We start from the raw sequence: 14,432 nt of genomic DNA, 5'->3' as shown, positions 1-14,432 counted from the left end.
CGCCGTGCAACGGGCGAGGGCACGTCCGACCTCGATCGGATGACCAGCGCGAATCCTTCCTCGAGCCCTGATGAGCGGAGTCATCGCGTGCAGCAGTCGAACTCGGGCTTCGACAGCGGCGACCACGAGGTCATGCGACGCTGAGCTACATGCGACGCCGAGCCCAGAGGGATCGCCCACCCCACGCACATGCGCGCTCAGCTTCGGCCACGGAGCTTCGATGACGACAGGGGGCCGCGGCGGTGGGCGCCGGAGCGCGAGTGTCTCGGGAGCCGTGTCCGCGATGAGGCTCTCCAGAACCTCTGTGGTGCCCAGCGCTGCGAGCGCGCTCGCGCGGTCGCTCGCGAGTGCTCCAGATAGCCAGCGTTGCGCTCCCACGATGCCGCGCGTGGGCGGCAGCGCGCCGAGGCGGCGCGCCGCCCAAATCTGCACCCGACGTTCGACTTGCTCCGGTGTGCCTGCGTCCGGCAGCAGTAAGCTATGCACTCGTGCGTTCACGTTTTCGACTGGGGTGCGGGGCCCAGGGTCTCTTGGCCGACCCACAGCGTATTCCGCAGTACTTTGAATTGTGCGAACTTTTCGGAAGCGGTCTCAGAATGAGACACGATTTCTAGGGGCATCCGGTCGGGGGGGCGGCCTCGCGGCCGGGGAGCTTGCGCGGGCGCGGGGGTCCCGCAATGTTCGGGGCCGTGCCGCGTGACCCCGTAAAGCTCGAAGGACGTGTCCTCTACCTGACCGACGACGTCGCGTGGGTTCGCCGGCAGCTGGCCGGAGAGACGCTCCAGTGGCCGGTGGAGCAGGCGCTGCGTGCGGCCATCTCCACGGACGAGATCACGCCCGGCTGGGTGTGCTTCCACTACGACGAGACGCTCGGCCGCTACTGCCTGATCGGGCTCGCGGGCGAGGCCATCACCCAGGACGCCATCCGCGACGGGGGCTTCGACGTGATCGTCAGCGGGCGCAGCAAGGGCTGCGGGTCGTCGCGCGAGACGGCCCCCTTCTCGGAGCTGGCCGCGGGTGTGCGTGTGGTCGTGGCCGAGAGCATCGAGAAGATCTACGGCCAGAACGCGCAGAACATCGGGCTGCTGACCACCACGGACTTCACCGTGCTGGCGCGGCTCGAGGCGGGTGAGACCGTGTCCATCGACGCCTTCACCGAGGGGCTCGACGCCATCAGCGCGGACATCGTGCGGGCCGGCGGCCTGTTTGCCTACAACCGCGCGCGCCTCGCGGGGGAGCTGGCGCCGCCGCCCGTCACCACACCGGCGCGGCCCATGACCATGGTGGAGAAGATCCTGGCCCGGCACGCCGTGGTGGACGCGGCCCAGGACACGCTGGGGGTGCCGGCGGTGGCCCCCGGAGATGCGCTGTTCGTGCGCACGGACCTGCGCTTCGCGCACGAGTACGTGACCCCCATGGCCGACGCGCTCTTCCGCGCCGCCCTCGGGCAAGAGGCCGCGCTGCGCCACCCCGAGAGCGTGGTGCTGTTCCGCGACCACCTCACCTTCATTGGCGACGTGATGCCCCAGGCGCGCATCGAGATGGGGCTGCTGGACAAGGCCAACGCGCTCGCCACCACGCAGGCCGAGTTCGCCGAGAAGCACGTGCTGCGCCTGTATGGCGAGTCTCCGCGGGGCGGCTCCGAGGCCATCTGCCACAACGCGGTGGTGGAGGACCTGGCGCTGCCCGGGCAGGTGGTGGTGGGCACCGACAGCCACACCTGCATGGCCGGCGTGCTGGGCTGCTTCGCCTTCGGCGTGGGCTCTACCGACATGGCCAACGCGTGGTTCACCGAGGACGTGCGCGTGCGCGTGCCCGACAGCGTGCGCGTCACCCTGCGCGGCGCGCTGCCTGCGGGCACCACCGCCAAGGACATCATGCTGGCGCTCTTGGCGCTGCCCTTCTTCCGCACCAGCCAGGGCATCGGCAAGGTGCTGGAATTCACGGGTGACGGCGTGTTTCGCCTGCCACTCGACGAGCGCGCCACGCTGACCAACATGGCGGTCGAGGCGGGCGGCTTCACGGGCATCATCGCGGCGGACGAGCTGGTGATCGAGACGCTCGAGAAGTCGCGTGGGCTCTCGCGCGAGACCCTGCGGGCCATGACCGTGACCAGCGACGAGGGTGCGCACTACGCCCACGAGCTCGAGCTGGACCTCACCGCGCTCACGCCCATGATCGCGCGCCCCGGAGACCCGCGGAACGGCCAGGCGGTGGCCGCGCTGGACGCCGACGTGCCCATCCAGATCGCCTACGGCGGCTCCTGCACGGGCGGCAAGGCGCACGACATGGACCTCTACGCCAGCGTCTTCGCAGATGCGCTCGCCAAGGGTCAGCGCGTGGCGCCCGGGGTTTCGTGCTTCATCCAGTACGGCAGCCAGCACATCCGGGCCTACGCCGAGAGCCGCGGCTACGACGCCATCTTCCGCGACGTGGGCGCCACCGTCTTGGCTCCCAGCTGCGGCGCGTGCATCAACGCCGGCCCGGGCGCCTCGAAGGACGCGAGCACCGTCACGATCAGCGCACAGAACCGCAATTTCCCCGGCCGCAGCGGCCCGGGTGACGTGTGGCTGGCCAGCCCGCTCACGGTGGCCGCCAGCGCCATCGCGGGCCGCGTCGTGGCGCATGGCTGACCCTCCGAGCGTCAGGCGGGCACCGGCCGCACCACCATCTGCATGCCGCGCGCGCCCGGGTGGCGTGACAGCTCGGTGATGAAGTCGGGCTCGAAGCCGTCCGCCAGGTTGGGCTCGAACGCGCGCAGCATGGTGGCCAGCACCATGATCATCTCCATCATGGCGAACTGCTTGCCCAGGCACACGCGCGGTCCGGCCGCGAACGGGGTGTACGCGCCCTTCGGCAGGCTCTTCTCGAACTCGCGGGTCCAGCGCTCGGGCATGAAGCGGGTGGCGTCCGGGTAGTAGGTCTCGCTGTGGCCCATGGCCAGGTGCGAGATGGTGATGGTGGTGCCGCGCTTCAAGGTGTAGCCGGCCAAGGTGAGGTCCTCCTGCGCCTCGCGGGCATAGGCCCACACGGAGGGCAACACGCGCAGCGACTCCTTGATGACCGACTCGAGGTAGGTGAGCTCGCTCAGGTGCTCGAGCCCCACGCGCCCACCGCCGACCACACGCTGGAGCTCCTCGCGCACCCGCGCCGCCACCTCGGGGTGCTTGGCCAGCAGGTACCAGGTCCAGGTGAGCGCGTGGGCGGTGGTCTCGTGGCCCGCGAAGATCAGCGTCATGGCCTCGTCGCGCAGCTGCTTGTCGCTCATGCCGCCCTGCTCGTCGCGCGCGAACACCATGTGGGAGAACAGGTCGCCGCGGTCCTCGCCGTGGGTGCGCCGCTCCTCGAGCACGCGCGCGATGATGTCCTCGAGCGCCCGGATCGCGGCGTACTTGCGGCGGTTCGCCTCCGTGGGCCACCAGCGCGGACGGGGGATCAAGAGGTCGGAGTCCGCGACCAGCCGCTCACTCACGTCCACCATGGCGCGGTGGATGGCGCTCGCGTCGCTGGCCGCGATGTCGATGTCGAAGAGCGTCTTGGTCACGATCTCGAGCGCCAGCTCCAACAGGTCGGCGCGCACGTCGCGCTGCTCGCCCGGGACCCAGTGCCGGAGCAGCCGCTCGGTGAAGTCCACCATGGTGCTGGCGTAGGCGTCCACGCGGCGCTTGTGGAAGCCCGGCTGGATGAGCTTGTGCTGACGCTTCCACGACGGCCCGTCGTTGGGCACCAGGCCCTCTCCCAGGAAGGGCTCCCACATGAACTTGATCTGCGCGGGCTTGTAGAAGCTCGAGGCGTGCGTGACGTTGATGGCGTTGATCAGCGCGGGGTCGCGCGTGAACACGATGTCGCGCCCGAAGATGCGCACCGCGAAGGTGTCTCCATGCTCCGCGTGGCCCTCGATGAGGAAGCGTCCGCGGTCGGCCTGCATGCGGCGAAGCGGACCGATGAAAACGGGACCCGGCATCTGCGGGATGGTGCGCGGCGCAGCGGAGGACACGGGGCGGACGCTACCACGCACGCCTCGGCGCGAGACCCCCTCGAATGCGGGGCTCGTCAGGTTGCTGCCGGCCCATCAGTCCCCACGCGGCGCCGCGCGACCTTCGATGCGTGCCAACAGCGACTGAGCCTCGTGGAGCAGCTGGTCCAGCACGGTCCCGCTGTATCCGAGCGCCTTGGCCGTGGCGAGGTGGCGCTCCGCCTGTTCTCGGTCGCCGTCGACCAGGGCCAAGCGCGCGAGGTTGACGTGCGGCAGCGGGTACGCGACGTCCAGCGCGAGGGAACAACGGCCGAAAGTAGGCCCCCTGAATGCGCCCGGGCAGCAGCAAGGGCGGCGCCAAGAGCAGCGCCCCCAGCCAGACGCGCCCCGGGAAGAGCCACACCAGCACGGTCCACGCGAGCAGGCCGAGCCCGGCGAGGAGCAGCACGTAGAGGATCTTCAGTCGGCGGCCGCGCGCGCGGAGGACCCCGCCCCCATCGCCACCGCGGGGCCGGGGCCCGCGCCCCCCCCCCCCCCCCCCGCGCCCCCCGGGGCCCCACCCCCCCGCCCCCCCCCCCCCCCCCCCCCCCGGCCCCCCCGCCCGGCGGGGCGCCCGCCCAGCCCCGCGCCGCCCCGGGCAAAGGTGGCGACCGCACCGCGACCCGGCCAGGCACGCCCCACGCACGCGGCCCCCCTCCCCCCCCCCCCCCCCCCCCCCCCCCGCCCCGCCCCCCCGCCCCCCCCCCCCGCCCGCCCCGCCGGCCGCCGCCGGCCGCCCGCGCCCCGGCGCCCCGCCCCCCAGCGCGGCAGCCCCCCGCCACCGCCAGCGCGAAGCCCCCCCCCGGCGCGCCCCCCCCGGAACGCGCCCAGGCCCGGCCCCCCCCGGGGACCCGGAACGGCCACGCCGCCCACCCGCCCGCCGGAACCCCAGCCCGCCCGCCAGCCCCCCCGGCCCGCCGCCCCGCCGCGCCCGGCAAACACCCCGCGCGCTCCGGGAGAAGCCCACACCCGGGCGCCAACGAGCGCCCACCCGCGACGAACCCCGCCCCCCGCCCCCCCCCGCCACCCCCCCCCCCCCGCCCCGGCGCCCGGAACACGCGCGCCGGCCACGCCCCTTGGCCCGCCCCCCCACACCGGAGACCCCCGCCCCCCCCCGCCCCGCCCCCCCACGCCCCCAGGGCCCCGCCCCCCCCCGCGGACGCCCGCTGCGCGCCCGCGGCAGGACCCGCGCCCCGCCCTCGACGCGGGCACGCCGCCCCCCCCCGCGCCCCGGCGCGGCCCGGGCCCCGCCCCGCCCCCTGCGGTCCCGGCGCCCCGGCGAGACGCAGGCCGAGCCCCGTCGCCAGCACCGGGCCCCCCGCCCGCCCACCCGGCTGCTGGACGGGCTGGTGACGGTGCGCCCAGGCTGAGTGGGCCAGCCAGCATCGCGCCCGCTCGCCCGATGACGTATCCTGACGGTCATGGAACGTGAGCTGAGTCGAGACGCCGCCGTGCGGCTCTCGGTGTTCGTCGAGGCGGGCTTGATCCCGCAGGTGCCCACCCCGTTCCAGCTGCTCCAGGGGCAGCTGGAGATGGCGCCGTTCGTGCTGCTGCCCGACGCAGGCGACGACGACCGCTACGCCGGCGCACCGCTCGGTCACCCGCTGCTGCGCACGCCGCTGGTGCTGTGGGAGGTGGGTCCCGACCACCTGCGCATCGGCCACGGGCTGCACGCGGAGGCCGAGTCGCTCTACCGCCACCTCATGTTCGTCTACCACGAGGGCATGCCGGCCTACGACCTGCAGCTCATCCAGACGGTGCCGGGTGGCCTCGCTGCGTTTCGCCGCTACGCGCAGGACATCGAAGACGGCCGCACCCCCGAGCGCGCGCGGCAGCGTCAGCGCATCGACCTGGTGGTGCCGCAGGCCTCACGCTACCGACAGCACTTTCTCGAGCCCGGCGGCTGGATCGACCAGGCCGAGGCGCTCCGCTATCCCGGCGAGGCCGAGGTAGCGGCCTTCTTGCGCCCCGAGTTCATGAGCCTGATCCGCTTCTGCAACTATTGCGCGCGCACCTTCCCGCGGCAGCCGCTCGAGCTCCCGCTCCTGCGCTTGCCGGGCCACCTGGCCGAGCTGGCCTCGCGGCGCTTCCGGCAGCGGGCGGCCTGAGCCGTCAGGCGGGCTGCTTCAAGAACGCCAGCGCCTCGTCCAGCCCTGCGCACAACCGCCCGCGCGGGCCCAGCTTCTCGTGCAACAGCCGCTGGTACTGCATGCGCTGCATGGCCGAAGGGCCCACCTGGACGGCGACCGGGATCTTCGCGTTGGCGTACGCCTCGAACCATGCGGCGATGGTCGCCTCGGTCTTGGGGCCCGCGACCTCCGGCCCCTCGCTCACGTCCAGGAACAGCCCTTGCGGTCGGCGCGACAGCCAGCCCAGCAGCGCGTGCTCGATCTGCTGCGCGTTCGCCGCCCCCTGAGCGTTGTCCAGATCGGGCCGCTTCCAGATCGCGCCCCGCACGATTCCGTCCGTGAGGATCAAGCGATGGTTGTCCCCCTCCGTGGCGAGCGCGTCGTCGTGGGACATGTCCTCATCTTGGTAGCACCCCTCGAGGACACATTGCGCATTTTTTGTACGCAGGTGGCCTCGGTGATACTCGCGTTGGTGAACCGCGGGCGTGCGGTGTCCTCGGGTGCACGGGCTCCCGAGCACGAACCAGAGAACCACCATGATCGGGCGACTTTCTTCGCGCCCGCGCACCTGGATCACCCTGATGGGTGTCCTCGGTGCGCTCGGGCTCCATGCGTCTTCGGCTTCCGCCACCACCACCCTGCGGGTGGCCATCGGCACCCTCAGCACCGAGGCGGCGGGCGATGCCGCACTCGAGGGGCCCCTGCGGTCGGCGCTCGAGCAGGCCCTCGATGCACTGCCCACGGTGGACCGTACGGCTCCGGCGCGCGCACAGGTGCTGGTGCAGGGCTCGCTGGTGCGGCTCGAGCGGACGCCCCACGGCGTGCGCGCCGAGGTCTCACTATTGGTATCGGAGCGTCGAGGGGGCGCCGTGCGAATGCTGCTCACCGGGCGCGCCGAGGCCCGTGGGGGCCGCGACCCAGTCCCGGCCAGTATCACGGCGGCCGTGCGCAGCGCCATGCGACCCCTGGCCGACCCAGCGCGCACACGGCTGGCCGTGCGCTGATTCTCCGCCGCCGTGTTGGTTCGCCATCGCACCGAACTTGATGGCGGACGGCCAGGGAGGGTACAGATCCCAGCTCATCCCCAGCGACTGGCTCCCCACGATGCCCCGATTTCCGACCACGTCGCGCGCCGCGGACACGGTCACCGACAGCGTGTACACCACCCTCGCGCCACGTGCAGCGGCGTCCGGGCGCGTGGTGCATCCGCTTCACGTGGGGGACACCTACCTCGAGCCCCCAATGGCCGCGCGCTCCGAGTCGCTGCTCACGCAGGACCACGCCGGGCTGCATCGCTACGCACCCGTGCAGGGCCTGCCCGAGCTGCTCGAGGCCATCCGGGCACGCATCAAGGCGCGCGCCGGCTGGGACGTGGCGCTCGACGACCTGCAGGTGATGGCGGGGGCCACCGCCGGGCTCAACGTGGTGGCCCAGGTGCTCTTCGAGCCCGGTGACGAGCTGCTCCTCCCGGCGCCGTTCTGGCCTCTGGCGCGCGGGCTCGCGGCGGTGCGCGGCGCACGCGCGGTGGAGGTGCCCTTCTTCACGGAGCTCGACGACCCCGCGTTCGACCCCGAGGCGGCGCTCGAGCGCGCCGTCACCGCGCGCACCGTGGCCGTGTACGTGAACACGCCGCACAACCCCACCAGCCGCGTGCTCTCGGACGACGTGCTGGCCGCCATCGGGCGGGTGGCGAAGCGTCATGACCTCTGGGTCCTCGCGGACGAGGCCTATCAGGATCTGTGGCTCGGACAGGACGCACCGCAGCCCATCTACACCCGCCCAGACTTCGTGGGCCGCACCATCGCCAGCCACACGCTCAGCAAGAGCTATGGCTATGCCGGGGGGCGCGTGGGCTACACGCACGGGCCGAGCGAAGTCATGCGCAAGATCCGCGGCATGCAGACCTTCATGACCTACGGCGCGCCCACTCCCATGCAGATCGGCGCGGCCCGGGCGCTGCTGGAGGGTGACGACTTCCTGGCCACGTGTCGTGAGCGATACGGGCGAGCCGGGAGGGCGGCAGCCAGGACGCTGGGTGTGGCGCCTCCCGCGGGCGGCACCTTCCTGTTCGCCAACGTATCCCACTTGATAGGCACGGCCGCCGATGCCACGCCGTTGCTGGAGCGCTGTGCGGACGTGGGCGTGCTGCTCACGCCCGGGCTGGTCTGCGGGCAGGGCTACGAAAAGTGGGTGCGCCTCTGCTACACCGCGGTGGACGAAGCGGCCCTCGCAGATGCGCTCGACCGCATCGCCCCCTTCTTCGCGGAAGCGGCCACGTGAGCGCGGTGGCATGGAGGCGGCGCGGCCACCGGCTCTTCACTGCCGGGTGGCTCGTCGGCTGCCTCCTCCTGGCCATGGCCACGCCCTGCCAGGCGCAGATGCCAAGCCTCGAGGCGCACCGCGGCGAGACGCTCGCAGACGGTTGGCAGCTCGTGGACGTGGAGTCCCACGCCGAGTTCGTGCGGCTCCACTTCGCGCGGGGCGAAGAGGCGGCCCACCTCGAGATCAACGCGCGCGCGCAGCGGGATGGCCAGGCGCACAGTGAGTACTACGCCATCCAGCCGGCGCCAGAGGGCTTTGCGCCGCCGGCACTGCAGGAGGCGGTGTTGCTTCTGCTGCGGGACGCGGAGCGCACGGAGCCTGCGCCCACCTCGCCCGCGCTCCGGGTCAAGGTGTCACGCGTGGTGCTCCTGCTGCAGCTCTTGCTGGCGCTCGCCACCGCTTTCTTGCTGGTGGGGCTGGCTGTGGACCTCCACCAGCGCCGGCGACTCGGCAGTGAGCCCGTGCCGGGGCGCTCACTGCGAGCGCATGCGCTGCCCCTGGTGGTGTTCACCACGAGCGGCGCCCTGCTCCGGGTGGCGGGGGGCAATCGCGTGCCGGGCTTCGAGGGAGGCTCCGGGCACCCGCACGGCTTCGGCGACATGGCCGCCCTCCTGGGCGAGCGGCTGCCGCGACTGGACTCGCACGGAAGTGGTCCCGCCGCGCTCGCCGAGCTCCTGTTCGCGCTGGCGCCGCAGGAGGAAGCCACCTGGATCGCGCTCCAAGCCACGCTGGCCGTGCTCACCATCCCGCTGGTCTACCTGGCAGCGCTGGGCTGGCTGCGCAGCACGCGTGAGGCCACCTGGGCTGCGGCCGTCTATGCGCTGCTCCCCTGCGCGGCCTACTTCGCCATGACCGAGGTGCGCACCGTGCCAGGGGCGTTCTTCGTCATGCTGTCCGTGGCGCTCACAGGGGCGGCCGTCAGCGCCAAGCGCGCGTCGTGGCTTGCGTCTGCGGGGCTGTTCGCAGTCCTGGCCACCAGCTTTCACCCCGTGCTGGCCGCGGCGCCACTGGTCATGGCGCTCGGCCTGATCGCTCGGGACGACGCGGCCGCGTTCGTGACCACCCCGCGGGCGCTGCTGGCGCTGGCCGGCACGGGGGCTGTGTGGGCCATCATGCTGCGTCTGCTCGCGCTCCAGCTGGAGAGCCGCGGTGCGGCGCAGGTGATGGGCGACGGTGTGCTCGGCCCACTGTTCGATGCCCCCCGACTCCTGCTCCCCACACTGGGCTTTGCGCCCGAGCGGCCCTTCAACGCGTTCCTCAACACCTACTCGACCCCTCCCTTGATCGGGCTGGCGTGGGTGGCGGGGCTCGCCGCCCTGCGCTACCCGGCGCGTCGCCGCGTGCTCGTGACGCTTCTGCTCGCGGCGCTCGGGATGACGCTGCCCGGGATGGCCGGGGGGCGCCTCAATCTCGCTCGGCTCCAGTATGCCGCCACCCCGCTCCACGCCATGATCGCGGGGGTGGGCATCGTGAACCTGCTGGAGCTGCTGGCCACCAAGCTGACGGCACGGCGGGTCCAGCGCGGCATCCCTGCGGCCGTGGCCATCGCGATGGGGCTGTCGGTGGCCGTGTCACCCGGGCCCCTGTCGGAGTCCTTCGTCTACGAGAACGAACGCAGCACGGTGCTGCGCGCGCTGCCGGCGCTGACTGCGGTGTGCGACGTGTGGGTCGCGCCCACGGTCGATGACGCCTACACCGGCGCGCCGTCCTACCTCACTCGTGAGCGCCTCGAGTCAACCCGGTGGAAGGCGCTGCTGCCGACGGACGACGTCACCGCGCGTGTTGCGGCATCGCTGTCACGGGACGGCTGTGCCTACTACTACCGTCCCAGCGCGTGTTGGTCGCAGCGTCAGGACGAGCCTCCCGCGAGCCCCGATCCCACCGCGCTCCGGGCGGAGTGCGCGGCCACCGAGGCGCAGCTGGTGCTCGAGCCGCTGCACGTGGAGACCATCGCGGCCGTGCCCGCTGCGGCAGCCAGCTATCGGCGCCCGCAGATCGAGGTGGGCTTCTTTCGGATCCGCGCGCTCGCCCTCTGATACAACTGCGCCATGAGCGCGCACCCCATCCAGCTCGTCATCTTCGGTGCCACCGGAGACCTCACGCTCCGCAAGCTCATGCCGGCGCTCACGCGGCTGGCCGAGAAGGGCCTGCCGGAAGAGGGCTTCCACGTGGTGGGCGTCTCGCGCGCCGAGCGCAGCCACGACCAGTACCGCGCCGAGCTGCGCGATGCGCTCCCTTCGAAGCAGCACGCCGCGTTCGACGCCATCGCCCAGCGCGTGACCTACGTCTCGGCCGACGTCATGGTGCCCGAGCACATGCACCGCCTCGGCGAGCACCTCGACGGCCTCCCGGGCGGCAAGGACTCCACGCGCATCTTCTACCTGTCGCTCGCGCCGTCGCTGTTCGCTTCTGCGGTCACGCACCTGGCGCAGGCGGGCCTCGTGGAGATGGCCGAGAACGCGGCCCTCGGGAGGCGCCGTGTCGTGGTGGAGAAGCCCTTCGGCGTGGATCTCCAGAGCGCGCGCGCGCTCAACGCCGAGCTGCACGAGCACCTGCACGAGAAGCAGATCTACCGCATCGATCACTACCTCGGGAAAGAGACCGTGCAGAACCTGCTCGGCTTCCGCTTCCACAACGCCATCTTCGAGCCGCTCTGGAACCGCAACCACATCGAGCTGGTGCAGATCACCGTGGCCGAGCCGCTGGGCATGGAGCGCGGGCGCGGCGCCTACTACGACCAGTCCGGCGCGGTGCGCGACATGCTGCAGAACCACATGCTGCAGATCCTGGCGCTCATCGCCATGGAGCCGCCGCCCTCGCTGCAGGCTGACGCGGTGCGCGGCGAGAAGGTGGACGTGCTCGAGGCGCTGCACATCCCCGACCTCACCGACGTGAAGCACAGCGTGGTGCGCGCGCGCTACACGGGCGGCGAGCTCGACGGGGTGGCCGTGCCAGCCTACCTGCGCGAGGAGGGCGTCTCACCGCAGAGCAACACCGAGACCTACGTGGCCGTGCGCGCCGAGATCGACACGTGGCGCTGGGCGGGCGTGCCCTTCCTGTTGCGGCACGGCAAGCGGCTGCCCAGCAAGTTCACCGAGGTGCAGGTGCAGTTCCGCACGCCGCCGCTGTCGCTCTTCAACCGGCCGCCGGGCATCAGCCGGCCCGAGTTCCGCCGCCTGCTCAAGGAGCACAAGCTGGGTCGCAAGCCGCCCAACGTGCTCACGCTCAGCATCCAGCCGCGCGAGGCCATCTCGCTGTCGTTCGGCGTGAAGCGGCCCGGCGCCGACATGGAGATGGCTTCCGCCAAGCTGTCGTTCGACTACGGCGAGGTGTTCGGTGAGGAGAGCGCGCCGGCCTACGAGCGCCTGCTGCTGGACGCCATGGAGGGCGACGCCACGCTCTTCCTGCGCGCCGACGAGATCGAGGCCTGCTGGCGCTTCGCCGACGCCATCCGCAGCGCGTGGGAGAGCGACGACCCGCCGCCCATGCTGTCGTATCCCGCGGGCACCTGGGGCCCGGCCGCCGCCAACTCGCTGTTCAACGGCTGCGAGGGCAGCTGGAGCACCGGAGACGAGACGTGAGGCTGCGGCCCACGTGCGTGGTGGACCGCGACCCCGTGGCGCGTGCGGTGGCCGAGGTGGTGGCCCTGCTCACGCCCCTGCCCGAGCCGCGGCTGGCGGTGCCAGGCGGCTCGGCGGCGGCGGCGGTGGGTCCCATCCGCGAGGCGCTCGGGGACCGCTGGCGTCACGTGCTGCTCACCTACACCGACGAGCGCTGCGTCCCCTTCGACTCGGCCGAGAGCAACCGCGGGGAGCTGCACCGCTCGGGCGCGCTGTCGGACGCGCACCCGCCCGGGCACGAGCTGCCGCTGTACCTCGACGGTGAGCGCCCGCACGTGGCGGCCATGCGCGCGTCGCTCCCGTTTCGCCGTCGCTTCAACGACCGGCTGGACGTGGTGCTGCTGGGGCTCGGGCCCGACGGCCACGTGGCCTCGCTCTTCCCCGGGCACGCCCACGCGGGCAGCGACACGCTCATCGCGCACATCGAAGACAGCCCGAAGCCACCGCCCTGGCGCGTGACGCTCACGCACTCTGCGCTCATGCGCAGCACCCACAACGTGGTGCTGGCCTTTGGGCCCAGCAAGCGGCCCGCGCTCGAGCGAGCGCTGCGCGGCGAGCCGGGGCTGCCCACCAGCGGCCTGCCCGGGCTCGTCTTCATCACCGACCAGGAGCTCCCGTCATGACCAAGCCTTCTTCTCCGGCGCAGCCGCTCAACGACGTGGCGGTGGTGGGCCTCGGTGTCATGGGCCGCAACCTGGCCCGCAACTTCGCGCGGAACGGCCTGCGCGTGGGCGGCTTCGACGTGAACCCAGCCGCCGGCGCGCAGCTGGCGGAGCTCGAGCCCGAGCACACCTTCCACATCTCACCCACGCTCGAAGACATGGTGGCGGGCCTCGAGCGGCCGCGGCGCATCGTGCTGCTGGTGAACGCCGGCCGGCCCGTGGACTCGGTGCTGGACGGCCTCGCGCCTTTCCTCGAAGAAGACGACATCGTGGTGGACGGTGGCAACAGCCTCTACACCGACACCGACCGGCGCAGCGCGCGGGCCGCACAGACCCCCTGGCGCTTCGTGGGCATGGGCATCAGCGGCGGCAGCGAGGGCGCGCTCCTGGGCCCCAGCATGATGCCGGGCGGCGACCACGAGGCCTGGCTGCGGCTCGAGCCCGTGCTCACGGCCATCTCGGCCAAGAGCGCGAGCGGCCCGTGCGTGGCCTACTGCGGCCGCGGCAGCGCGGGGCACTTCGTGAAGATGACGCACAACGGCATCGAGTACGGGGACATGCAGCTCATCGCCGAGGCGGCCACGCTGCTGCGGCAGGGACTCGGGCAGACGGCGCGCGAGGTGGGCGCCACGTTCGCGGCCTGGAACGAGGGCGAGCTCGACAGCTACCTGATCGACATCACGGCGGACATCTTCCACACCGAGGACCCCGAGCGCCCCGGCGAGATGTTGGTGGACGCCATCATGGACCAGGCGGGCCAGAAGGGCACCGGCCGCTGGACCGTCATCGCCGCCATCGAGCTGGGCGTGCCCGTGCCCACCATCGCGGCGGCGCTGGACGCCCGCTCGCTCTCCAGCACGCTCGGCCTGCGCGTCACGGCGGGCAGCACGCTGCGCGCGCCGGGGGACACCTTCGCGGGCGTGGACGTGGAGACGCTGAGGCAGGCGCTCTTTGCCGCCAAGGTGGCCAGCTACACGCAGGGCTTCGCCATGCTCCGCGCCGCCAGCGAGGAGCGCGACTACGGCATCGACCTGGCCGAGGTGGCCCGCATCTGGACCGCGGGATGTATCATTCGCGCTGGGTTCTTGGGTGTCATTCGTGATGTCTATAAGCAGGACCCCGAGCTGCCACTCTTGGCGCTGGCCCCCGCTCTTGCGCCACGCCTCCAGGCGGCCACGCCGGCCCTGCGCCGGGTGGTAGCGGCCGCCGCGCTCGCGGGGCTGCCGGTGCCCGCGCTGTCGGCGTCGCTTAGCTGGCTGGACACGCTGACCACGGTGCAGGGCAGCGCCAACGTCATCCAGGCGCAGCGCGACTACTTCGGCAGTCACACGTATCGCCGGCGAGACGCGCCCGAGCTACCGGTGCACACCGAGTGGCCGCGCCGGCCGAGCTAGACGCCCAGGGTATCTGGATATACAATCGTGTGTTGTATATCCAACCGCAGGGCTCGAACATGCAAGTCTCCCGATGGGGCAACAGCCTCGCCATCCGCATCCCCGCCTCGGTCGTCGAAGCCTTGAAGCTCGAGGAAGGCGACGACGTAGAGGTTCACGTCATCGATGCGCGTAGCGTCGCCCTCAAGAAGAAGCCGGGGGCGGACGCCCTACTAGAACGACTGCGCGCCTTCCGAGGCCGCCTGCCTGCGGACTTCCACTTCGATCGCGATGAGTCCAACACCCGCTGA

12 protein-coding genes are annotated in these 14,432 nt (G+C 72.2%); 9 read left to right on the top strand and 3 right to left on the bottom strand.

The window, feature by feature from the left end; genetic code table 11:
- The first annotated feature begins 677 nt into the window (after positions 1-677).
- Positions 678-2,633 (top strand): 3-isopropylmalate dehydratase, encoded by a 1,956-nt coding sequence (locus IPI43_33865; GenBank protein ID MBK7779050.1) that lies wholly within the window; start codon positions 678-680, stop codon positions 2,631-2,633.
- A gap of 11 nt (positions 2,634-2,644) precedes the next feature.
- Here IPI43_33865 and IPI43_33860 read toward each other — a convergent pair whose 3' ends face one another.
- Both IPI43_33860 and IPI43_33855 read right to left on the bottom strand, forming a co-directional pair.
- Entirely contained in the window at positions 2,645-3,997 is a 1,353-nt protein-coding gene (locus tag IPI43_33860) for a cytochrome P450 (protein MBK7779049.1), read from the bottom strand.
- 75 nt (positions 3,998-4,072) lie between these two features.
- Complete coding sequence (locus tag IPI43_33855; protein ID MBK7779048.1) at positions 4,073-4,228, bottom strand: hypothetical protein; 156 nt, start codon at positions 4,226-4,228, stop codon at positions 4,073-4,075.
- 1,208 nt (positions 4,229-5,436) lie between these two features.
- Between IPI43_33855 and IPI43_33850 the strand changes: the two genes are divergently transcribed.
- Positions 5,437-6,123, top strand: a complete 687-nt coding sequence (locus IPI43_33850; GenBank protein MBK7779047.1) for a hypothetical protein — start codon at positions 5,437-5,439, stop codon at positions 6,121-6,123.
- 4 nt (positions 6,124-6,127) lie between these two features.
- On the opposite strand, the gene IPI43_33845 is transcribed toward IPI43_33850, so the two are convergent.
- Positions 6,128-6,538 (bottom strand): hypothetical protein, encoded by a 411-nt coding sequence (locus IPI43_33845; protein ID MBK7779046.1) that lies wholly within the window; start codon positions 6,536-6,538, stop codon positions 6,128-6,130.
- Between the two features lie 142 nt (positions 6,539-6,680).
- Between IPI43_33845 and IPI43_33840 the strand changes: the two genes are divergently transcribed.
- The 7 genes from IPI43_33840 to IPI43_33810 all read left to right on the top strand — a co-directional run bounded on the left by IPI43_33840 (position 6,681) and on the right by IPI43_33810 (position 14,432).
- Entirely contained in the window at positions 6,681-7,148 is a 468-nt protein-coding gene (locus IPI43_33840; GenBank protein MBK7779045.1) for a hypothetical protein, read from the top strand.
- A gap of 100 nt (positions 7,149-7,248) precedes the next feature.
- Entirely contained in the window at positions 7,249-8,424 is a 1,176-nt protein-coding gene (locus tag IPI43_33835) for a pyridoxal phosphate-dependent aminotransferase (protein ID MBK7779044.1), read from the top strand.
- Positions 8,425-8,498: 74 nt separating this feature from the next.
- Positions 8,499-10,502 (top strand): hypothetical protein, encoded by a 2,004-nt coding sequence (locus tag IPI43_33830; protein ID MBK7779043.1) that lies wholly within the window; start codon positions 8,499-8,501, stop codon positions 10,500-10,502.
- Positions 10,503-10,514: 12 nt separating this feature from the next.
- Positions 10,515-12,047, top strand: a complete 1,533-nt coding sequence (zwf, locus tag IPI43_33825) for a glucose-6-phosphate dehydrogenase (protein MBK7779042.1) — start codon at positions 10,515-10,517, stop codon at positions 12,045-12,047.
- Complete coding sequence (locus IPI43_33820) at positions 12,044-12,709, top strand: 6-phosphogluconolactonase (GenBank protein MBK7779041.1); 666 nt, start codon at positions 12,044-12,046, stop codon at positions 12,707-12,709. Before zwf ends, IPI43_33820 begins: the two co-directional genes overlap by 4 nt.
- On the top strand, positions 12,706-14,142 hold the full coding sequence (gene gndA, locus IPI43_33815; GenBank protein ID MBK7779040.1) for an NADP-dependent phosphogluconate dehydrogenase: 1,437 nt from the start codon (positions 12,706-12,708) through the stop codon (positions 14,140-14,142). The genes IPI43_33820 and gndA overlap by 4 nt, the downstream gene beginning before the upstream one ends.
- Positions 14,143-14,201: 59 nt before the next feature.
- Positions 14,202-14,432: an AbrB/MazE/SpoVT family DNA-binding domain-containing protein gene (locus IPI43_33810; protein ID MBK7779039.1), complete on the top strand. Its 231-nt coding sequence runs from the start codon at positions 14,202-14,204 to the stop codon at positions 14,430-14,432.

The organism is Sandaracinaceae bacterium (assembly GCA_016706685.1).
Taxonomy (GTDB): domain Bacteria; phylum Myxococcota_A; class Polyangia; order Polyangiales; family Houyiibacteriaceae; genus JADJJE01.
This window is presented reverse-complemented; position numbering and strand designations above follow the sequence as displayed.

Excerpts from the sequence above, each read along its gene's own strand:
- IPI43_33865 (MBK7779050.1), top strand. The coding sequence starts at position 678 with ATGTTCGGGGCCGTGCCGCGTGACCCCGTAAAGCTCGAAGGACGTGTC.
- IPI43_33850 (MBK7779047.1), top strand. The coding sequence starts at position 5,437 with ATGGAACGTGAGCTGAGTCGAGACGCCGCCGTGCGGCTCTCGGTGTTC.
- IPI43_33845 (MBK7779046.1), bottom strand. The coding sequence starts at position 6,538 with ATGTCCCACGACGACGCGCTCGCCACGGAGGGGGACAACCATCGCTTG.
- IPI43_33840 (MBK7779045.1), top strand. The coding sequence starts at position 6,681 with ATGATCGGGCGACTTTCTTCGCGCCCGCGCACCTGGATCACCCTGATG.
- IPI43_33835 (MBK7779044.1), top strand. The coding sequence starts at position 7,249 with ATGCCCCGATTTCCGACCACGTCGCGCGCCGCGGACACGGTCACCGAC.
- IPI43_33830 (MBK7779043.1), top strand. The coding sequence starts at position 8,499 with ATGGCCACGCCCTGCCAGGCGCAGATGCCAAGCCTCGAGGCGCACCGC.
- zwf (MBK7779042.1), top strand. The coding sequence starts at position 10,515 with ATGAGCGCGCACCCCATCCAGCTCGTCATCTTCGGTGCCACCGGAGAC.
- gndA (MBK7779040.1), top strand. The coding sequence starts at position 12,706 with ATGACCAAGCCTTCTTCTCCGGCGCAGCCGCTCAACGACGTGGCGGTG.
- IPI43_33810 (MBK7779039.1), top strand. The coding sequence starts at position 14,202 with ATGCAAGTCTCCCGATGGGGCAACAGCCTCGCCATCCGCATCCCCGCC.